Source organism: Kitasatospora mediocidica KCTC 9733 (assembly GCF_000744225.1).
Classification (GTDB): Bacteria; Actinomycetota; Actinomycetes; order Streptomycetales; family Streptomycetaceae; genus Kitasatospora; species Kitasatospora mediocidica.
Genome location: NZ_JQLN01000005.1, coordinates 2,489,727 through 2,506,266, shown reverse-complemented (window position 1 = coordinate 2,506,266; position 16,540 = coordinate 2,489,727). Strand labels below are relative to the sequence as shown.

General features: G+C 67.0%; 27 protein-coding genes. All 27 read right to left on the bottom strand.

Features of this window, described 5'->3' with window-relative positions; translation table 11 throughout:
• Nucleotides 1-119 precede the first annotated feature (119 nt).
• The 27 genes from BS80_RS25305 to rplV all read right to left on the bottom strand — a co-directional run bounded on the left by BS80_RS25305 (nucleotide 120) and on the right by rplV (nucleotide 16,526).
• On the bottom strand, nucleotides 120-1,784 hold the full coding sequence (locus BS80_RS25305; RefSeq protein ID WP_035800876.1) for an ABC-F family ATP-binding cassette domain-containing protein: 1,665 nt from the start codon (nucleotides 1,782-1,784) through the stop codon (nucleotides 120-122).
• Between the two features lie 42 nt (nucleotides 1,785-1,826).
• A complete protein-coding gene (gene truA, locus BS80_RS25300) occupies nucleotides 1,827-2,726 on the bottom strand; it encodes a tRNA pseudouridine(38-40) synthase TruA (RefSeq protein WP_232246594.1) in 900 nt (299 codons plus the stop codon).
• A 79-nt stretch (nucleotides 2,727-2,805) separates the two neighbouring features.
• Complete coding sequence (gene rplQ / locus BS80_RS25295) at nucleotides 2,806-3,270, bottom strand: 50S ribosomal protein L17 (RefSeq protein ID WP_035800875.1); 465 nt, start codon at nucleotides 3,268-3,270, stop codon at nucleotides 2,806-2,808.
• A gap of 125 nt (nucleotides 3,271-3,395) precedes the next feature.
• The gene (locus BS80_RS25290) at nucleotides 3,396-4,418 is read right to left on the bottom strand and encodes a DNA-directed RNA polymerase subunit alpha (RefSeq protein WP_035800873.1); all 1,023 of its coding nucleotides are present in this window, start codon (nucleotides 4,416-4,418) and stop codon (nucleotides 3,396-3,398) included.
• Nucleotides 4,419-4,541: 123 nt separating this feature from the next.
• Complete coding sequence (rpsK, locus tag BS80_RS25285; protein ID WP_035800872.1) at nucleotides 4,542-4,949, bottom strand: 30S ribosomal protein S11; 408 nt, start codon at nucleotides 4,947-4,949, stop codon at nucleotides 4,542-4,544.
• A 73-nt stretch (nucleotides 4,950-5,022) separates the two neighbouring features.
• Nucleotides 5,023-5,403, bottom strand: coding sequence for a 30S ribosomal protein S13 (rpsM, locus tag BS80_RS25280; RefSeq protein WP_035800870.1), 381 nt, complete (start codon nucleotides 5,401-5,403; stop codon nucleotides 5,023-5,025).
• A gap of 177 nt (nucleotides 5,404-5,580) precedes the next feature.
• A complete protein-coding gene (rpmJ, locus tag BS80_RS25275) occupies nucleotides 5,581-5,694 on the bottom strand; it encodes a 50S ribosomal protein L36 (protein ID WP_003956441.1) in 114 nt (37 codons plus the stop codon).
• 61 nt (nucleotides 5,695-5,755) lie between these two features.
• A complete protein-coding gene (gene infA / locus BS80_RS25270) occupies nucleotides 5,756-5,977 on the bottom strand; it encodes a translation initiation factor IF-1 (RefSeq protein WP_003956442.1) in 222 nt (73 codons plus the stop codon).
• 158 nt (nucleotides 5,978-6,135) lie between these two features.
• Nucleotides 6,136-6,561: a large conductance mechanosensitive channel protein MscL gene (gene mscL / locus BS80_RS25265; protein WP_035800869.1), complete on the bottom strand. Its 426-nt coding sequence runs from the start codon at nucleotides 6,559-6,561 to the stop codon at nucleotides 6,136-6,138.
• 54 nt (nucleotides 6,562-6,615) lie between these two features.
• Nucleotides 6,616-7,455: a type I methionyl aminopeptidase gene (map, locus tag BS80_RS25260; RefSeq protein ID WP_035802803.1), complete on the bottom strand. Its 840-nt coding sequence runs from the start codon at nucleotides 7,453-7,455 to the stop codon at nucleotides 6,616-6,618.
• Nucleotides 7,456-7,604: 149 nt separating this feature from the next.
• Complete coding sequence (locus tag BS80_RS25255) at nucleotides 7,605-8,264, bottom strand: adenylate kinase (RefSeq protein WP_035800867.1); 660 nt, start codon at nucleotides 8,262-8,264, stop codon at nucleotides 7,605-7,607.
• Nucleotides 8,264-9,571: a preprotein translocase subunit SecY gene (gene secY / locus BS80_RS25250; RefSeq protein ID WP_035800866.1), complete on the bottom strand. Its 1,308-nt coding sequence runs from the start codon at nucleotides 9,569-9,571 to the stop codon at nucleotides 8,264-8,266. Before secY ends, BS80_RS25255 begins: the two co-directional genes overlap by 1 nt.
• Nucleotides 9,572-9,895: 324 nt before the next feature.
• The gene (gene rplO / locus BS80_RS25245) at nucleotides 9,896-10,348 is read right to left on the bottom strand and encodes a 50S ribosomal protein L15 (RefSeq protein WP_035800865.1); all 453 of its coding nucleotides are present in this window, start codon (nucleotides 10,346-10,348) and stop codon (nucleotides 9,896-9,898) included.
• Nucleotide 10,349: 1 nt separating this feature from the next.
• Nucleotides 10,350-10,532, bottom strand: coding sequence for a 50S ribosomal protein L30 (rpmD, locus tag BS80_RS25240; protein ID WP_030300409.1), 183 nt, complete (start codon nucleotides 10,530-10,532; stop codon nucleotides 10,350-10,352).
• Nucleotides 10,532-11,170 (bottom strand): 30S ribosomal protein S5, encoded by a 639-nt coding sequence (rpsE, locus tag BS80_RS25235; protein WP_035800863.1) that lies wholly within the window; start codon nucleotides 11,168-11,170, stop codon nucleotides 10,532-10,534. The genes rpmD and rpsE overlap by 1 nt, the downstream gene beginning before the upstream one ends.
• A 48-nt stretch (nucleotides 11,171-11,218) precedes the next feature.
• On the bottom strand, nucleotides 11,219-11,602 hold the full coding sequence (gene rplR / locus BS80_RS25230) for a 50S ribosomal protein L18 (protein ID WP_035800862.1): 384 nt from the start codon (nucleotides 11,600-11,602) through the stop codon (nucleotides 11,219-11,221).
• A gap of 3 nt (nucleotides 11,603-11,605) precedes the next feature.
• On the bottom strand, nucleotides 11,606-12,145 hold the full coding sequence (rplF, locus tag BS80_RS25225) for a 50S ribosomal protein L6 (RefSeq protein WP_035800859.1): 540 nt from the start codon (nucleotides 12,143-12,145) through the stop codon (nucleotides 11,606-11,608).
• Between the two features lie 22 nt (nucleotides 12,146-12,167).
• A complete protein-coding gene (rpsH, locus tag BS80_RS25220) occupies nucleotides 12,168-12,575 on the bottom strand; it encodes a 30S ribosomal protein S8 (RefSeq protein ID WP_035800857.1) in 408 nt (135 codons plus the stop codon).
• Between the two features lie 269 nt (nucleotides 12,576-12,844).
• The gene (locus BS80_RS25215; RefSeq protein WP_035800856.1) at nucleotides 12,845-13,030 is read right to left on the bottom strand and encodes a type Z 30S ribosomal protein S14; all 186 of its coding nucleotides are present in this window, start codon (nucleotides 13,028-13,030) and stop codon (nucleotides 12,845-12,847) included.
• A gap of 3 nt (nucleotides 13,031-13,033) precedes the next feature.
• Nucleotides 13,034-13,612: a 50S ribosomal protein L5 gene (gene rplE, locus BS80_RS25210; protein WP_035800855.1), complete on the bottom strand. Its 579-nt coding sequence runs from the start codon at nucleotides 13,610-13,612 to the stop codon at nucleotides 13,034-13,036.
• Nucleotides 13,612-13,923, bottom strand: coding sequence for a 50S ribosomal protein L24 (gene rplX / locus BS80_RS25205; RefSeq protein ID WP_035802802.1), 312 nt, complete (start codon nucleotides 13,921-13,923; stop codon nucleotides 13,612-13,614). The genes rplE and rplX overlap by 1 nt, the downstream gene beginning before the upstream one ends.
• Before the next feature lie 15 nt (nucleotides 13,924-13,938).
• The gene (gene rplN, locus BS80_RS25200) at nucleotides 13,939-14,310 is read right to left on the bottom strand and encodes a 50S ribosomal protein L14 (RefSeq protein WP_035800854.1); all 372 of its coding nucleotides are present in this window, start codon (nucleotides 14,308-14,310) and stop codon (nucleotides 13,939-13,941) included.
• Between the two features lie 102 nt (nucleotides 14,311-14,412).
• The gene (rpsQ, locus tag BS80_RS25195) at nucleotides 14,413-14,694 is read right to left on the bottom strand and encodes a 30S ribosomal protein S17 (RefSeq protein ID WP_035800852.1); all 282 of its coding nucleotides are present in this window, start codon (nucleotides 14,692-14,694) and stop codon (nucleotides 14,413-14,415) included.
• Nucleotides 14,694-14,918 (bottom strand): 50S ribosomal protein L29, encoded by a 225-nt coding sequence (gene rpmC, locus BS80_RS25190; RefSeq protein WP_035800851.1) that lies wholly within the window; start codon nucleotides 14,916-14,918, stop codon nucleotides 14,694-14,696. The genes rpsQ and rpmC overlap by 1 nt, the downstream gene beginning before the upstream one ends.
• On the bottom strand, nucleotides 14,918-15,337 hold the full coding sequence (rplP, locus tag BS80_RS25185; RefSeq protein WP_035800849.1) for a 50S ribosomal protein L16: 420 nt from the start codon (nucleotides 15,335-15,337) through the stop codon (nucleotides 14,918-14,920). Before rplP ends, rpmC begins: the two co-directional genes overlap by 1 nt.
• A 5-nt stretch (nucleotides 15,338-15,342) precedes the next feature.
• On the bottom strand, nucleotides 15,343-16,179 hold the full coding sequence (rpsC, locus tag BS80_RS25180; RefSeq protein WP_035800847.1) for a 30S ribosomal protein S3: 837 nt from the start codon (nucleotides 16,177-16,179) through the stop codon (nucleotides 15,343-15,345).
• Nucleotides 16,179-16,526, bottom strand: a complete 348-nt coding sequence (rplV, locus tag BS80_RS25175) for a 50S ribosomal protein L22 (protein ID WP_033824229.1) — start codon at nucleotides 16,524-16,526, stop codon at nucleotides 16,179-16,181. Before rplV ends, rpsC begins: the two co-directional genes overlap by 1 nt.
• Nucleotides 16,527-16,540 lie beyond the last annotated feature (14 nt).

Here is a 16,540-nt window from a genome sequence, read left to right as displayed (position 1 = left end):
AGGGGGAGCCGCTGGTCATCGGCCTGGTATCTCCGGCGTACCGACCTCTCACGTGAGATGGAGCGAGCCAATACGCACAACAAGGGCCTACCTTACCCGCCCGGCAGAGCAGGTCCAAATCACCGGTCGCGCTGCACCCGCGTCTCGTCCCAGACGGGCTCCGGGGACTCGTAGACCCGGCCGTCCGAGCCGAAGACCAGGAAGCGGTCGAAGCTCTTGGCGAACCAGCGGTCGTGCGTGACGCACAGGACCGTGCCGTCGAAGGCCTCCAGGCCCTCCTGGAGTGCCTCGGCGCTCTCCAGGTCCAGGTTGTCCGTCGGTTCGTCCAGCAGCAGCGCGGTGACGCCGTCCAGCTCCAGTTTGAGGATCATCAGCCTGGCCTGCTGGCCGCCGGAGAGCGACTCGAAGCGCTGCTCCTCCTGCTTGTCCAGCTCGTAGCGGCGCAGCACGCCCATCGCCGCCTTGCGGTCCAGCGCGTGCTCCTCCTCGACGATCGAGCGCACCGTGCGGCCGAACAGCTCGGGGTGCGCGTGGGTCTGCCGGAAGTGCCCGGCCACCACCCGGGCGCCGAGCTTCCAGGTGCCGGTGTGGGCCACCGACTCGTCGCCCGCCAGCATCCGCAGGAAGTGCGACTTGCCGGAGCCGTTGGAGCCCAGCACCGCGACCCGCTCGCCGTAGAAGACCTCCAGGTCGAAGGGCTGCATCAGGCCGGTGAGCCCCAGCTTCTCCAGGGTGACCGCCCGCACACCGGTGCGGCCGCCCTTGAGGCGCATGCTGATGGACTGCTCGCGCGGGGGCTCCTCCGGGCGGCCGGCGTCCTCGAACTTCTTGAGCCGGGTCTGCGCGGCGGCGTAGCGGGTGGCCAGCGCGTGGCTGACCGAGGCCGCCTGGCGCAGCGTGACCACCAGCTTCTTGAGCTTGGCGTGCTCCTCGTCCCAGCGCCGGCCGAGCTCCTCGAAGCGGGCGAAGCGCTCCTTGCGGGCCTCGTGGAAGGACTCGAAGCCGCCGCCGTGCACCCAGACGCTGCTGCCACCGCCGCCGAAGCCGGACTCGACGCTGATGATCTTGTCGGCGGCCCGGGAGAGCAGCTCCCGGTCGTGCGAGATGAAGAGCACGGTCTTGGAGGTGGCCCGGATCGCCTCCTCCAGCCAGCGCTTGCCTGGGACGTCCAGGTAGTTGTCCGGCTCGTCGAGGAGCAGCACCTCCTCGGGCCCGCGCAGCAGCGCCTCCAGGACGAGCCGCTTCTGCTCGCCGCCGGAGAGCGTGTTCAGGCCACGGAACTGGGCCCGGTCGAAGGGCATCCCGAGGGCCGCGGTGGTGCAGACGTCCCAGTCGGTCTCGTACTCGTAGCCGCCGGCGTCGGCCCAGTCGGCCAGCGCCTGGGCGTAGGCCATCTGGCTCTTCTCGTCGTCCTGCGCCATCATCGCCAGCTCGGCGGTGTCCACCGCCTTGGCGGCCAGCGCGATCCGCTGCGGCGCGACGGAGACCAGCAGGTCCCGGACCGAGGCGTCGGCCGGCAGGGCGCCGGGCGTCTCGCGCTGGTCCTCGCGGCCGGTGGTGCCGACGAACTGGCGCATCACGCCCAGCCCGCCGCTGACCGTCACCGTGCCGCCGTGCGGCTGGGTGTCGCCCGCGATCATGCGCAGCAGCGTGGTCTTGCCGGCGCCGTTGGCGCCCACCAGGGCGACCGCGGAGCCCTCGCCGACCCGGAAGGACGCGTCGTCGAACAGCACCCGCCCGTCCGGCAGGTAGTACTCAAGGTGCGAAATCTCGACGTGTCCCATGAGGGCGATTTTGCTATGCCGAGGGCTCCCGGCCCAAACGGATTACCCCTGGCCAGGCAACGTGCGCATCCGGCGGGCCTCACGGTTGCGCTCGGCGAGCTTGTCGTCGGCCGGATAGCCGACCTCCTCCAGCGTCAGCCCGTAGGGCCGCACGACGTTGACGGCGCTGTGCCGGACCCGGCCGGCCAGCACCTGTCCGGGGAACTCCACCGGCCGTCGCCCGTCGCCCACCAGCAGCATCGAACCGACCAGCGCCCGCACCATGTTGTGGCAGAAGGCGTCCGCCCGGACGGTGGCCACCGCCAGCTGCCCCGCCACCCCCGCCGTGTGCGTGTCCGCCGGGACCCGCTCCCAGAACAGATCCAGCAGGGTCCGGATGGTGGTGGCACCCTCGCGCTTCTTGCAGTACGCGGCGAAGTCGTGCTCACCGAGCAGCAGCCGGGCCGCCTCGTTCATCAGGTCGATGTCCAACGGGCGGTCGTGCCAGAGCACATGGCCGCGCAACAGCGGGTCCACGCCGCCCTGGTGGTCGGCCACCCGGTACGCGTAGCGGCGCCAGATCGCGGCGAAGCGGGCGTCGAAGCCGGCCGGCGCCTCGGAGAGCCGGTGGATCCGGACATCGTCCGGCAGCCGCCCGGCCAGCCGGCGAAGCAGCTTCTCGCCGTGCTGGGCCCAGAGTTCGACCGGCAGGTCCACGTGCGCGACCTGCCCGCGCGCGTGCACGCCGGCGTCCGTGCGACCGGCCACCGTCAGGGCGTACGGCTCGGCGGAGCGCGTGACGATCTGCAGCGCGCTCTCGATCTCGCCCTGCACCGTCCGGTACCCCGGCTGACGGGCCCACCCGGAGAACTCGGCTCCGTGGTACGCCAGATCCAGCCGGATTCGCACGGTCCCCTCGGCCGGCCCGTCCTGCCGCTCCGGCCGCTCGCAATCCTTCAGCACTGCCACTACTCCCGGTAGAAAGGAACGGGCCCGCTCCCCCATCGCTGGGAGAACGGGCCCGCACAACACCTCAGGGTGTTCAGGCGGTCTCGACCTCAGTGGTCTCAACAGCGGCGTCGACCTCGGCGTCCTTGGCGGCACGCTTGGTGGCGCCCTCGGCCTCGCCGACGGCGGTCTGCGCGACGGTCAGCGCCTCGACCAGCTCGATCACGGCCATCGGGGCGTTGTCGCCACGACGGGGACCGATCTTGGTGATACGGGTGTAGCCACCCGGGCGGTTCTCGTAGCGCGGCGCGATCTCGGTGAAGAGGGTGTGCAGCACGGAGACGTCGGTGATCGTCTTGCGGACGATACGACGGTTGTGGATGTCACCGACCTTCGCCTTGGTGATCAGGCGCTCGGCCAGCGGGCGCATCCGACGGGCCTTGGCCTCGGTCGTGGTGATGCGGCCGTGGGTGAACAGCTCGCGGCACAGGCCGGCCAGCAGCAGCGGCTCGTGGTGCGGGCCACCGCCGAGGCGGGCACCCTTCGTGGGACGGGGCATGGTAGCTCCTTGTATCTCCGAATCCGGCCGTATCAGGTACCGGAACGGGCGGCCGGGCACTGTTGCCCGGACGACTTTCCTTCATGAACCGGGACGGCTCCGGTGGGAGCCGTCCCGGACCAAACTCAGTACTGCTCGGTCTCCGCGTAACCCGCGTCGTCCAGGTCGTCGGCGCCGAAGGCGTCGGCGGCGGCGGTCGGGTCGAATCCGGGCGGGCTGTCCTTGAGCGCCAGGCCCATGCCGGCCAGCTTCGCCTTGACCTCGTCGATCGACTTCGCACCAAAGTTGCGGATGTCGAGCAGGTCGGCCTCGGAGCGGGCCACGAGCTCACCCACGGTGTGGATGCCCTCGCGCTTGAGGCAGTTGTAGGACCGAACGGTGAGCTCGAGCTCCTCGATCGGCAGGGCCAGATCGGCGGCCAGCGCGGCGTCCGTCGGCGAGGGGCCCATGTCGATGCCCTCGGCGTCGATGTTCAGCTCGCGGGCGAGACCGAACAGCTCCACCAGGGTCTTACCGGCCGACGCCATGGCGTCGCGCGGGCGCATGGCCGGCTTGGTCTCGACGTCGACGATCAGCTTGTCGAAGTCGGTGCGCTGCTCGACACGGGTGGCCTCGACCTTGTAGGTGACCTTCAGCACGGGGCTGTAGATCGAGTCGACCGGGATGCGGCCGATCTCCTGGCCGGAGGCCTTGTTCTGGACGGCGGAGACGTAGCCGCGACCGCGCTCGACGGTCAGCTCCATCTCCAGCTTGCCCTTGCCGTTGAGCGTGGCGAGGACCAGCTCGGGGTTGTGCACCTCGACACCGGCCGGGGGCGCGATGTCGGCGGCGGTGACGACACCCGGACCCTGCTTGCGCAGGTACATCACGACCGGCTCGTCGTGCTCCGAGGAGACGACCAGCTGCTTGATGTTGAGGATGAGGTCGGTGACGTCCTCCTTGACGCCCGGCACGGTGGTGAACTCGTGCAGGACACCGTCGACGCGGATGCTGGTGACAGCGGCACCCGGGATCGAGGAGAGGAGCGTGCGGCGCAGGGAGTTGCCGAGGGTGTAGCCGAAGCCCGGCTCGAGCGGCTCGATCACGAACCGCGAGCGGTACTCGTCGACGACCTCTTCGGTCAGCGAGGGGCGCTGAGCGATCAGCATTTTGGATCCTCCAGTTGTTCTCGACGCCCACTATTTGACGTCGAACAGAACCAAGCGTACGGGGTCCCGCAAGAAACGAGACCCCGTACGTGGTTTAAAGCACCAGTACCCGAAGGCGCTGCGTCAGACGCGGCGACGCTTCGGCGGACGGCAGCCGTTGTGCGGGGTGGGGGTGACGTCCTGGATCGAGCCCACCTCCAGGCCGGTGGCCTGGAGCGAACGGATCGCGGTCTCGCGGCCGGAGCCCGGACCCTTCACGAAGACGTCGACCTTGCGCATGCCGTGCTCCTGCGCGCGACGGGCAGCGGCCTCGGCGGCCATCTGCGCGGCGAACGGGGTGGACTTGCGCGAGCCCTTGAAGCCGACGTGGCCGGCGGAGGCCCAGGAGATCACGTTGCCCGCGGGGTCCGTGATCGAAACGATGGTGTTGTTGAACGTGCTCTTGATGTGGGCGTGCCCATGAGCGACGTTCTTCTTCTCCTTGCGGCGCACCTTCTTGGCGCCGGCAGCCTGACGACCCTTGGGGGGCATAAGTCTGTTTCTCCTACTGAGGTGATCGGTCCGCTAACCCGCGGGCCGGAGGGAAGTCCGGTTGAGGGGCGGACTACTTCTTGCCCGGCTTCTTCTTGCCGGCAATCGCGCGACGCGGGCCCTTGCGGGTACGCGCGTTGGTGTGGGTGCGCTGACCGCGGACCGGCAGGCCACGGCGGTGACGCAGGCCCTCGTAGCAACCGATCTCGACCTTGCGGCGGATGTCGGCGGCCACCTCACGGCGGAGGTCACCCTCGACCGTGTAGTTGGCGTCGATCCACTGCGCGAGCTTGACGAGGTCTTCCTCGCTGATGTCGCGAACGCGGATGTCGGGGTTCACGCCAGTCTCGGCCAGCGACTGCTGGGCGCGGGTACGGCCGATGCCGTAGACGTACGTGAGGGCGATCTCGATCCGCTTTTCGCGGGGGAGATCAACGCCGGCGAGGCGTGCCATTCATGGCTCCTGTGATTCTTCAGAGGTCTTACGAGCTGCCTACTCCTACAACTCTCGCTGAGGGAGCCCCGGCCTCTGACCGGGGGTGGCAGTCCGTCCAAGGGTGGACGGATCGGGCAGCCCGTGTATGACGTGGTGCGCGTCGCGCGAAGTACTACGAGAAATGCGGGAGAACGATCAGCCCTGGCGCTGCTTGTGGCGCAGGTTGTCGCAGATCACCATGACCCGGCCGTGACGGCGGATCACCTTGCACTTGTCGCAGATCTTCTTGACGCTCGGCTTGACCTTCATGGTTCAGGTTCTCCGGGTCTAGATCTGACAGACGCCCCGCGGTGAAGCGGGAAGTCATCCGTTACTTGTAGCGGTAGACGATCCGACCACGCGTCAGGTCGTAGGGGCTGAGCTCCACCACGACCCGGTCGTCCGGGAGGATGCGAATGTAGTGCATACGCATCTTGCCGCTGATGTGCGCGAGGACCTTGTGACCGTTCTGCAGCTCAACCTTGAACATGGCGTTCGGGAGAGACTCGATCACGGTGCCCTCGATCTCAATGGCGCCTTGCTTCTTTGCCATGAACTGCGAGATCCACCTTCCGGGACCGGCTACCGTATGCGGCACGCTCGTGCGAACCTGGGTTCACCCCGTCCCAAGGGAAGAGGGCGTGCAAGAGCACGCTACGAGTGAGCCGACAGTCCATCGTACGTTACCGGCCCACGGAACCCAAACCGGGACTAGTACTGCGCACCGATCCGGATCGGCTGGACCACCGCGGTGCAGGCGGCACAACGGCTGGCGGCCTCGGGTATCTCGGTGAGGCACTCCGGGCACGGACGCTTCGCGGTCTTCGGCTTCTTCGGCAGGTAGCGGGCGCTGGCCTTGGCCACCGGCAGCACCACGCAGAAGTACAGCACCGCCGCGGTCAGCACGAAGGTGATCAGCACGTTCAGGAACTGACCGTATGGGAAGACCACGCCGTTGGCGTTGAACGACTTCGTGCTGTAGTCGCCGGCCGCGCCGACCACCACGCCCACCAGCGGGGTCAGGAAGGCCTTCACGAAGCCGCCGACGACCGCCGTGAACGCCGAGCCGATGACGATTCCGACGCCCATGTCGACGACGTTGCCGCGCATCATGAACTCGCGGAAGCCCTTGAGCACTGTTGTCCCCTATATGTCCGATACGCCTGCTGTTCGAACCAGAGACGATACCGGCTATCCGAGGGGGTCCGGCGCCGCGGTCACGCCCAGCGCCGCGAGCTGCGCCTTTCCGCCGTCGAAGGCGGTCAGCACCAGCGGGCCCTGCTCGGTGACGGCGACCGAGTGCTCCCAGTGCGCCGCCCAGGTCCCGTCGTTGGTGACGACCGTCCAGTCGTCCTCCAGCACGCTGGTGTGCGGGGTGCCCAGCGAGACCATCGGCTCGATCGCCAGGACCGTACCGGGCGTCAGCTTCGGCCCCTTGCCGCGGCCGCGCTCGACGTAGTTCAGCACGTGCGGCTCCATGTGCATCGCGGTGCCGATGCCGTGACCGCCGTATCCCTCGGTGATCCCCCACTTGCCCTTGGGCGGCAGCGGCTGACGGCGGATGAAGCCCTCGATCGCCTTGGAGACGTCGACCAGCCGGTTGCCCTTCTTCATCTGGGCGATGCCGGCCCACATCGAGCCCTCGGTGACCTGGCTGAGCATCGCGACCTCGGGCCGCACCTCGCCGACCGGGACGGTGATGGCCGCGTCGCCGTGCCAGCCGTCCACGATCGCGCCGCAGTCGATGGAGATCACGTCGCCCTCGACCAGCACCCGGTCACCGGGGATGCCGTGCACCACCTCGTTGTTGACCGAGGCGCAGATCACCCCGGGGAACCAGAGGCCGCCGTGGTCGGCGCGGAAGTTGGAGGTGGCGCCGTGGTCGGCGATGACCTTGGCCGCGATGTCGTTCAGCTCCTGGGTGCTGATCCCGGGGGCGACCGCGGCGCGGCAGGCCTTGAGGGCCTCGGCGACGACCAGGCCGGCCACCCGCATCTTCGCGATCTGCTCGGAGGTCTTGATCTCCACCATCTGGGCCACGCCTTTCGTCTGTGTACCGCACGGTCCTTGCCGGGCGGCCCTTCGCTGAGACAACGGTACGACGCCGGACGGCCGCGGCGCCCCCGTCGGGGCGCCGCGGCCGTCGGGCACGCGGGTGTTGCTCGGCTGGGAGGGCTGTCTCAGCCCTGCTTGCGCTGCTCCAGAGCGTCGACCGCGCGCTGGGTGACCTCGTCGACCTTGCCGAGGGCCGGGATCGTGGTGACCAGGCCCTGCTGGGCGTAGTACTCGATGATCGGCTCGGTCTCGGTGTGGTAGACCTCGAGGCGGGTACGGACCGCGTCCTCGGTGTCGTCCGAACGCTGGTAGAGCTCGCCACCGCACTCGTCGCAGATGCCCTCGACGGACGGCGCGTTGTAGTGCACGTGGAACACGTGGCTGCCGTCGTTGCGGCACAGCCGGCGACCGGCGATGCGCTTGACGACCTCGTCCTCGGGGACCTCCAGGTCCAGCACGCCGTTCAGGGCGATGCCGGACTCCGCCAGGATCTCGTCCAGCGCCTTGGCCTGCACGAGGTTGCGGGGGAACCCGTCCAGCAGGAAGCCGTGGGCGGCGTCCTCCTGGGCGAGCCGGTCCTTGGCCATCCCGATGGTCACCTCGTCCGGTACGAGCCGACCTGCGTCCATGTAGCCCTTGGCCTCGAGCCCCAACGGGGTGCCCTGGCTGATGTTGGCCCGGAAGAGGTCGCCGGTGGAGATGTGCGGGATGGACAGGGTCTTGGCCAGAACGTGCGCCTGAGTACCCTTCCCGGCCCCGGGAGGTCCGACGAGGACGATACGCATCAGCGGAGGAACCCTTCGTAATTACGCTGCTGGAGCTGGCTCTCGATCTGCTTCACAGTTTCGAGTCCGACGCCGACGATGATGAGGATGCTGGTGCCGCCAAACGGAATGGTTGTGCTCTGCTTGAGGGCGACGAGGCCGATCATCGGGATCAACGCGATCAGGCCGAGGTAGAGCGATCCCGGCCACGTGATGCGGGTAAGCACGTAGTTCAGGTACTCGGCCGTCGGGCGGCCGGCCCGGATGCCCGGGATGAAGCCACCATACTTCTTCATATTGTCGGCAACTTCTTCGGGGTTGAAGGAGATGGCGACGTAGAAGAAGGCGAAGAACACGATCAGGACGAAATAGGTCGCCATGTAGATCGGGTGGTCACCCTTGGTGAAGTTGTTCTGGATCCAGATCGCCCAGCCCGCCTTGCTGCTCGTCAGCTGGGCCACCAGGGCCGGGATGTAGAGCAGCGACGAGGCGAAGATGACCGGGATGACACCCGCCTGGTTGACCTTCAGCGGGATGTAGGTCGAGGTACCACCGAAGGCACGTCGACCGATCATGCGCTTGGCGTACTGCACGGGGATCCGGCGCTGCGCCTGCTCGACGAAGATGACCAGGACCACCACCACGACGCCGACGCCGAGCACCGCGAAGAAGTCGATCCAGCCGCTCGCGAGCGTGCCGGCCTTCTTGATCGCCCAGAGCTGGCCCGGGAAGCCGGACGCGATCGAGGTGAAGATCAGGATGGACATGCCGTTGCCGATGCCGCGGTCGGTGATGAGCTCACCGAGCCACATGATCATCGTGGTGCCGGCGGTCATCGTGATGACCATGACCATGATCCGGAACACCGAGGTGTCCGGGACGACCTGGTTGCCGACCGGGCAGCTGGAGAACAGCGCGCCGTTGGACGCGGTCGCCACGATGCCGGTGCCCTGGAGGATCGCGAGCGCGATGGTCAGGTAGCGGGTGTACTGCGTGATCTTCGTGGTGCCGGCCTGACCCTCCTTCTTCAGGGCTTCCAGTCGCGGGATCACGACGGTCAGCAGCTGGAGGATGATGCTGGCGGTGATGTAGGGCATGATGCCGAGCGCGAAGATCGTCAGCTGGAGCAGAGCTCCACCGCTGAACAGGTTCACAAGGCCGAAGAGACCGTTGTTCGCCTGCTTCACGCATGTGTTCACGGCGACAAAGTTGACGCCCGGAACGGGAACGTGCGCACCCATCCGGAACAGCACCATGATGCCCAGCGTGAACAGCAGCTTCTTGCGCAGGTCGGGCGTCTTGAACGCCCGCGCGAACGCACTGAGCACGGTGCCTCCTGCGCCCCCCGCGCGTCGTCGGCGGGAGGGTCGGTCCTGATGGGGGGAGTAAGGGTGTTCCAGCTACCACAAGGCAGACTGTCGCAGCCTACAAGGGAACTCCACGGACTCTAACAGTGTGTGGCCACCCGAATGAAGCTCGTGCGCCATGCGCTTCGTCCGGCCGGGCCGGGATGCCCGGTTTTGGCCGGGGATGCGTCCAGATCACTGCGGATTCGCGTGCAGATGAACACACAAAAAGGCTGGGCCCCGTCTCTCTCGAAAGAGGGACGGGGCCCAGCCCGTGAAGCTGAGTCAGCCTCGCGTGACCTGAAGTCAGATCAGCTCGGTGACGGTGCCGCCGGCGGCGGTGATCTTCGTGGCGGCCGAAGCGGAGACGGCGTCAACCGAAACCTGCAGCGCGACGGAGATCTCGCCGGTGCCCAGGACCTTGACGAGCGAGTTCTTGCGAACCGCGCCCTTCTCGACCAGGCCCTCGACGGTGACCTCTCCACCCTGGGGGTAGAGCTCGGCCAGCTTGTCGAGGTTGACCACCTGGAAGGTGATCTTGAAGGGGTTCTTGAAGCCCTTGAGCTTCGGCAGACGCATGTGGAGGGGCATCTGCCCACCCTCGAAGCGCTGCGGAACCTGGTAGCGGGCCTTGGTGCCCTTGGTGCCACGACCAGCGGTCTTACCCTTGGATGCCTCACCACGACCGACACGGGTCTTGGCGGTCTTGGCACCCGGGGCGGGCCGCAGGTTGTGGATCTTGAGCGGAGAGTCGCTCATGTCAGTCAACCTCCTCGACCGTGACGAGGTGACGCACGGTCTGGGCCATCCCGCGGATCTCGGGACGGTCCTCCTTGACGACCACATCGTGCATGCGCTTCAGACCCAGCGAGCGCAGCGTCTCGCGGTGGTTCTGCTTGCTGCCGATGTAGGACTTGGTCTGAGTGATCTTCAGGCGAGCCATCAGACACCCGCCCCTGACGCGGCGGCCGTGCCGGCCGCGCGAGCGCGCAGCAGGGCAGCCGGAGCCACGTCCTCCAGCGGCAGGCCACGACGGGCAGCGATCTCCTCGGGGCGAACAAGGCCCTTCAGAGCAGCCACGGTGGCGTGCACGATGTTGATCGCGTTGTCCGAGCCGAGCGACTTCGACAGGATGTCGTGGACGCCGGCACACTCCAGGACGGCACGCACCGGGCCACCGGCGATAACGCCGGTACCGGGGGACGCCGGCTTCAGGAGCACGACGCCAGCGGCCTTCTCGCCCTGGATCGGGTGCGGGATGGTGCCCTGGATACGGGGGACCTTGAAGAAGTTCTTCTTGGCCTCCTCAACACCCTTGGCGATGGCGGCCGGAACCTCCTTCGCCTTGCCGTATCCGACACCCACGGTGCCGTCACCGTCGCCCACCACGACCAGCGCGGTGAAGCTGAAACGACGACCACCCTTGACAACCTTGGCGACACGGTTGATCGCGACCACGCGCTCAACGTAAGCGGTCTTCTCGACGGCGGGGGCGTTGCCCCGGTCGTCACGCTTACGGTCGCGCCGCTCGCCACCGGTGCCGCCGCCGGCGCCGCTACCGCGGCGCTGGGGTCCAGCCATTGGAATTACCTCTCTCGATTACGTCCGTCGACTGAGCCGACGAGCGGCTTAGAAGTCGAGCCCGGCCTCACGGGCGGCGTCCGCCAGGGCGGCGATGCGCCCCGCGTAACGGTTGCCCGCGCGGTCGAAGACGACCGCCTCGATGCCGGCGGCCTTGGCGCGCTCGGCGACCAGGCTCCCGACCTTCTTGGCCAGCTCGCTCTTGTCGCCCTCGTTGCCCTTGATGGACACGTCGAGGGTGGACGCCGACGCGAGGGTGTGACCCTTGGCGTCGTCGATGACCTGGGCGAACATGTGGCGGTTCGTGCGGGTCACGATCAGACGAGGACGAGCCTCGGTGCCGGTGACACGCTTGCGAACGCGGATGGCGCGGCGCTTGCGGGCAGCGTTCTTGTACGCGTTGCCCTTGCCGATCTTGACAGAAAGACCCATGGCTTACTTACCGCTCTTTCCGACCTTGCGGCGGATGACCTCGCCCGCGTACTTGATGCCCTTGCCCTTGTACGGGTCGGGCTTACGCAGCTTGCGGATCTTGGCCGAAATCTCTCCGACCAGCTGCTTGTCGGTCCCGTCCACGTGGAACTTGGTGGGCGACTCGACCACGAAGGAGATGCCCTCCGGGGCCTCGATCAGGACCGGGTGGCTGTAGCCGAGCTGGAACTCCATGTTGGAGCCCTTCAGCGCGACACGGTAACCAACACCGTTGATCTCCAGCGACTTGCGGTAGCCCGCGGTCACGCCGGTGATCATGTTCGCCACCAGCGTGCGGGAAAGGCCGTGCAGGGCCTTCGACTGACGCTCGTCGTTCGGGCGCGAGACGACCAGAGTGCCGGTCTCGTCCTTGCTGATCTCGATCGGCTCGGCAACGGTGTGCGAGAGGGATCCCTTGGGACCCTTCACGGCGACCGTCTGGCCATCGATGGTGACGTCCACGCCGGCGGGAACCGGGATGGGCAGCCGTCCAATACGCGACATTGCTGTACCTCCGTTTCCCGAATTACCAGACGTAGGCGAGAACTTCTCCGCCTACGCCCTTCTTGGCGGCCTGCTTGTCCGTGAGGAGACCCGAGGACGTGGAGATGATCGCCACGCCCAGGCCGCCGAGGACCTTCGGCAGGTTGGTGGACTTTGCGTAGACCCGCAGGCCCGGCTTGCTGATGCGCTTGATACCAGCGATCGAGCGCTCGCGGTTGGGGCCGAACTTGAGCTCGATGGTCAGCTTCTTGCCGACCTCGCCCTCCTGCGGCTCCTCGACCTTCCAGCCGGAGATGTAACCCTCCTGCTGCAGGATCTGCGCGACGTGCGACTTGATCTTGCTAGCCGGCATCGCCACGGTGTCGTGGTACGCCGAGTTCGCGTTACGCAGACGCGTGAGCATGTCTGCGATGGGGTCGGTCATGGTCATGATGGCCTCAGGCCTCTCTCGCCGTGGTTTCTCCGCGCCAGGTCCCCCCGTCGCACTCCGAGGAGTGCGACGGGGGCACAGACGCAGGGGACCTGCGGCGTTAGTAAGACTGGGTGCGAGCCTTCCGAAGAAGGTCACGACAGCTACGGAGCTGTCGCGCCAGGGGGCCCGACCCCACTACCTTACGGGATCCGGTACAGGAGCCCAAAAGGAGGTGCTGTGGGGTCGGACACCACTGTGTCTCGCGTTGGCGTGCCGAGGGTCCTGGACTACCAGGAGCTCTTGGTCACGCCCGGCAGCTCGCCGCGGTGCGCCATCTCACGGAGGCAGACACGGCACAGGCCGAACTTGCGGTACACCGAGTGCGGACGGCCGCAGCGCTGGCAGCGCGTGTAGGCACGGACCGCGAACTTCGGCTTACGAGCGGCCTTCGCGATAAGGGACTTCTTCGCCATGGTTTACGCCTCCTTGAACGGGAAGCCCAGAGCGCGCAGGAGCGCCCGGCCCTCGTCGTCGGTCTGGGCGGTGGTCACGACGGTGATGTCCATACCGCGCTGACGGTCGACCTTGTCCTGGTCGATCTCGTGGAACATGACCTGCTCGGTCAGACCGAAGGTGTAGTTGCCACGGCCGTCGAACTGCTTCGGGGAGAGACCACGGAAGTCACGGATACGCGGCAGAGCCAGCGACACCAGACGGTCCAGGAACTCCCACATGCGGTCACCACGGAGGGTGACGTGGGTGCCGATCGGCTGGCCCTCACGCAGCTTGAACTGCGCGATGGACTTGCGAGCCTTCGTCACCGCCGGCTTCTGGCCGGTGATGGCGGTGAGGTCGCGGATGGCACCGTCGATCAGCTTGGAGTCGCGGGCGGCCTCGCCCACACCCATGTTGACCACGACCTTGACCAGGCCGGGGATCAGCATGACGTTCTCGTAGGAGAACTCTTCCTTGAGCTGGCCCTTGATCTCGGAGTTGTAACGCTCCTTGAGGCGGGGGGCCACCTTCTCGACGTTCTCGATGGTCGTCTCAGACATCAGATGTCCTCACCGGTTCGCTTGGCAACGCGGATCTTGTTGCCCTCGTCATCGAAGCGGTAACCAACGCGAGTGACGACCTTCTTGCCGTCCTTCTCCACGACCAGCTGCACGTTGGAAACGTGCACCGGGGCCTCGACGGTGATGATGCCACCGGCGGTGCCCTGGCCGGGCTTGGTGTGCTTCTTGACCCGGTTCACACCCTCGACGAGAACCTTGTTGTCGGCGGGCATGGCCTGAATGACCTTGCCCTGCTTGCCGCGGTCCTTGCCGGTGATGACCTGAACCAGGTCACCCTTCTTGATCTTCATGCTGTTCGCCATGGGTTAGAGCACCTCCGGCGCAAGCGAGATGATCTTCATGAACTTCTTGTCACGCAGCTCGCGGCCCACCGGGCCGAAGATGCGGGTTCCACGGGGGTCACCATCGGTGTTCTTCAGAACAACCGCGGCGTTCTCGTCGAACCGGATGTACGAACCGTCGGGACGACGGCGCGACTTCACGGTACGGACGATGACGCACTTGACGACGTCACCCTTCTTCACCGAACCACCGGGGATCGCGTCCTTGACGGTCGCGACAATGACGTCCCCGATACCGGCGTAGCGGCGACCGGAACCACCGAGAACGCGGATGCAAAGGATTTCCTTTGCGCCCGTGTTGTCGGCGACCCGCAGTCGCGACTCCTGCTGGATCACAGCTTTCTCCTGATCGTCAACGAGAGCTGACGGGCCGGCCGCTGCTCACACCGGCGTCCACGAGGGACCCGATGCACATACGGCCGTACCCGGACAACTTCGTTACTTGGCCTTCTCGAGGATCTCGACGACGCGCCAGCGCTTCGTCGCGGACAGCGGGCGGGTCTCCGCGAGGAGGACCCGGTCGCCGATGCCGCAGGCGTTCGCCTCGTCGTGCGCCTTCAGCTTGTTCGTACGGCGGATGACCTTGCCGTACAGAGCGTGCTTGACGCGGTCCTCGACGGCGACGACGACGGTCTTGTCCATCTTGTCGCTGACGACGAGACCCTCACGGGTCTTGCGGAAGCCGCGCGCCTCAGTCTCGTTGGTGGTGTTCTCAGTCATCAGGCGTTCTCCACCGTCTCGATGCCCAGCTCGCGCTCGCGCATCAGGGTGTAGATCCGCGCGATGTCCTTACGGACGAGCTTGAGCCGTCCGTGGTTGTCGAGCTGCCCGGTCGCCGCCTGGAAGCGGAGGTTGAACAGCTCCTCCTTGGCCTCACGGAGCTTGGCAACGAGACCCTCGTTGTCGAGCTCACGGAGGTCAGCAGCCTTGGTAGCGGCCGACATCAGCTCTCACCTGCCTCGCGCCGGACAATCCGGCACTTCATCGGGAGCTTGTGAGCAGCGCGGGTGAGCGCCTCACGAGCAACCTTCTCATTGGGGTAGGACAGCTCAAACATGATCCGTCCCGGGTGAACGTTGGCAATCCACCACTCCGGCGAACCCTTACCGGAACCCATGCGGGTCTCGGCAGGCTTCTTGGTGAGGGGACGGTCCGGGTAAATGTTGATCCAGACCTTGCCGCCACGCTTGATGTGACGGGTGATGGCGATACGAGCGGACTCGATCTGCCGGTTCGTCACGTAGGCCGGGGTGACGGCCTGGATGCCGTACTCGCCGAACGCGAGTTCGGTGCCACCCTTGGAGGCGCCGCGGCGCTTCGGGTGGTGCTGCTTGCGGTGCTTGACCCGACGGGGGATCAGCATGTCGGTCAGGCCTCCGTTCCGGTGCTCTCGACCGCCGGCGCCTCAGCGGTCACCTGGGCAGCGCCCTCGGTGTTCGCCGGACGACGGCCGCCACGGGCTGCGCCACCGCGCTCGCCACCACGGCCACCGCGCTCGCCGCCACGCGCGGGGCGGGCGTCGGTGCGGGCCGGGCGGTTGCCCGAGCGGGCAGCAGCGTTCTCAGCGCGGACCTCGGCGATGTTCTTGACATCACCCTTGTAGATCCAGACCTTCACGCCGATACGGCCGAAGGTCGTCTTGGCCTCGAAGAAGCCGTAGTCGACGTTCGCGCGCAGCGTGTGCAGCGGCACACGACCCTCGCGGTAGAACTCCGAACGGCTCATCTCGGCGCCGCCGAGACGACCGGAGCACTGGACCTTGATGCCCTTGGCGCCGGACTTCATGGTGCCCTGCATGCTCTTACGCATGGCACGGCGGAACGACACGCGGGAGGACAGCTGCTCCGCGACGCCCTGAGCCACGAGCTGGGCGTCCAGCTCGGGGTTCTTGACCTCGAGGATGTTCAGCTGGACCTGCTTGCCGGTCAGCTTCTCGAGGTCGCCGCGGATGCGGTCGGCCTCGGTGCCACGGCGACCGATCACGATGCCGGGGCGGGCGGTGTGGATGTCGACCCGGACGCGGTCGCGGGTGCGCTCGATCTCAACCTTCGAGATACCGGCGCGCTCCATGCCCTTCGTCATCATGCGACGAATGGCAACGTCTTCCTTGACGTAGTCCGAGTACAGCTTGTCGGCGTACCAGCGGGACTTGAAGTCCGTGCTGATGCCGAGGCGGAACCCGTGCGGGTTAACCTTCTGGCCCATTACCGGGTCCCTTCCTTGCTGCTGACGACCACGGTGATGTGGCTGGTCCGCTTGCGGATCCGGTAGGCGCGGCCCTGGGCACGCGGACGGAACCGCTTCAGGGTCGGGCCCTCGTCAACGTACGCCTCGCTGATGACGAGGTCGTCCACGTTGTTGTGGTTGTAGTTGTGCACAGCGTTGGCAATGGCGCTGTCAAGCACCTTGCCGACCGGCACAGTCGCGGCCTGCGGAGCGAAACGCAGGACCGCCTGGGCCTCCGTGGCGTTCAGGCCACGGATGAGGTCCACCACGCGGCGGGCCTTCATGGGCGTGACGCGGATGTACCGCGCCTGGGCCCTGGCTTCCATGGTTGTCCCCTTGC

Coding starts and splice junctions, on each gene's coding strand:
- rplF (WP_035800859.1), bottom strand. CDS start 12,145: ATGTCGCGTATTGGACGGCTGCCCATCCCGGTTCCCGCCGGCGTGGAC.
- map (WP_035802803.1), bottom strand. CDS start 7,455: ATGGTGGAGATCAAGACCTCCGAGCAGATCGCGAAGATGCGGGTGGCC.
- rpsC (WP_035800847.1), bottom strand. CDS start 16,179: ATGGGCCAGAAGGTTAACCCGCACGGGTTCCGCCTCGGCATCAGCACG.
- rpsM (WP_035800870.1), bottom strand. CDS start 5,403: ATGGCACGCCTCGCCGGCGTTGATCTCCCCCGCGAAAAGCGGATCGAG.
- BS80_RS25305 (WP_035800876.1), bottom strand. CDS start 1,784: ATGGGACACGTCGAGATTTCGCACCTTGAGTACTACCTGCCGGACGGG.
- rpmJ (WP_003956441.1), bottom strand. CDS start 5,694: ATGAAGGTCAAGCCGAGCGTCAAGAAGATCTGCGACAAGTGCAAGGTG.
- rpsK (WP_035800872.1), bottom strand. CDS start 4,949: ATGCCCCCCAAGGGTCGTCAGGCTGCCGGCGCCAAGAAGGTGCGCCGC.
- rplE (WP_035800855.1), bottom strand. CDS start 13,612: ATGTCTGAGACGACCATCGAGAACGTCGAGAAGGTGGCCCCCCGCCTC.
- rplV (WP_033824229.1), bottom strand. CDS start 16,526: ATGGAAGCCAGGGCCCAGGCGCGGTACATCCGCGTCACGCCCATGAAG.
- rpsE (WP_035800863.1), bottom strand. CDS start 11,170: ATGGCTGGACCCCAGCGCCGCGGTAGCGGCGCCGGCGGCGGCACCGGT.
- rpsQ (WP_035800852.1), bottom strand. CDS start 14,694: ATGACTGAGAACACCACCAACGAGACTGAGGCGCGCGGCTTCCGCAAG.
- rpsH (WP_035800857.1), bottom strand. CDS start 12,575: ATGACCATGACCGACCCCATCGCAGACATGCTCACGCGTCTGCGTAAC.
- rpmC (WP_035800851.1), bottom strand. CDS start 14,918: ATGTCGGCCGCTACCAAGGCTGCTGACCTCCGTGAGCTCGACAACGAG.
- BS80_RS25290 (WP_035800873.1), bottom strand. CDS start 4,418: ATGCTGATCGCTCAGCGCCCCTCGCTGACCGAAGAGGTCGTCGACGAG.
- rplO (WP_035800865.1), bottom strand. CDS start 10,348: ATGAGCGACTCTCCGCTCAAGATCCACAACCTGCGGCCCGCCCCGGGT.
- BS80_RS25255 (WP_035800867.1), bottom strand. CDS start 8,264: ATGCGTATCGTCCTCGTCGGACCTCCCGGGGCCGGGAAGGGTACTCAG.
- rplQ (WP_035800875.1), bottom strand. CDS start 3,270: ATGCCCCGTCCCACGAAGGGTGCCCGCCTCGGCGGTGGCCCGCACCAC.
- rplR (WP_035800862.1), bottom strand. CDS start 11,602: ATGGGTCTTTCTGTCAAGATCGGCAAGGGCAACGCGTACAAGAACGCT.
- rplX (WP_035802802.1), bottom strand. CDS start 13,923: ATGAAGATCAAGAAGGGTGACCTGGTTCAGGTCATCACCGGCAAGGAC.
- rpmD (WP_030300409.1), bottom strand. CDS start 10,532: ATGGCTCGCCTGAAGATCACTCAGACCAAGTCCTACATCGGCAGCAAG.
- BS80_RS25215 (WP_035800856.1), bottom strand. CDS start 13,030: ATGGCGAAGAAGTCCCTTATCGCGAAGGCCGCTCGTAAGCCGAAGTTC.
- rplP (WP_035800849.1), bottom strand. CDS start 15,337: ATGCTGATCCCCCGTCGGGTCAAGCACCGCAAGCAGCACCACCCGAAG.
- infA (WP_003956442.1), bottom strand. CDS start 5,977: ATGGCAAAGAAGCAAGGCGCCATTGAGATCGAGGGCACCGTGATCGAG.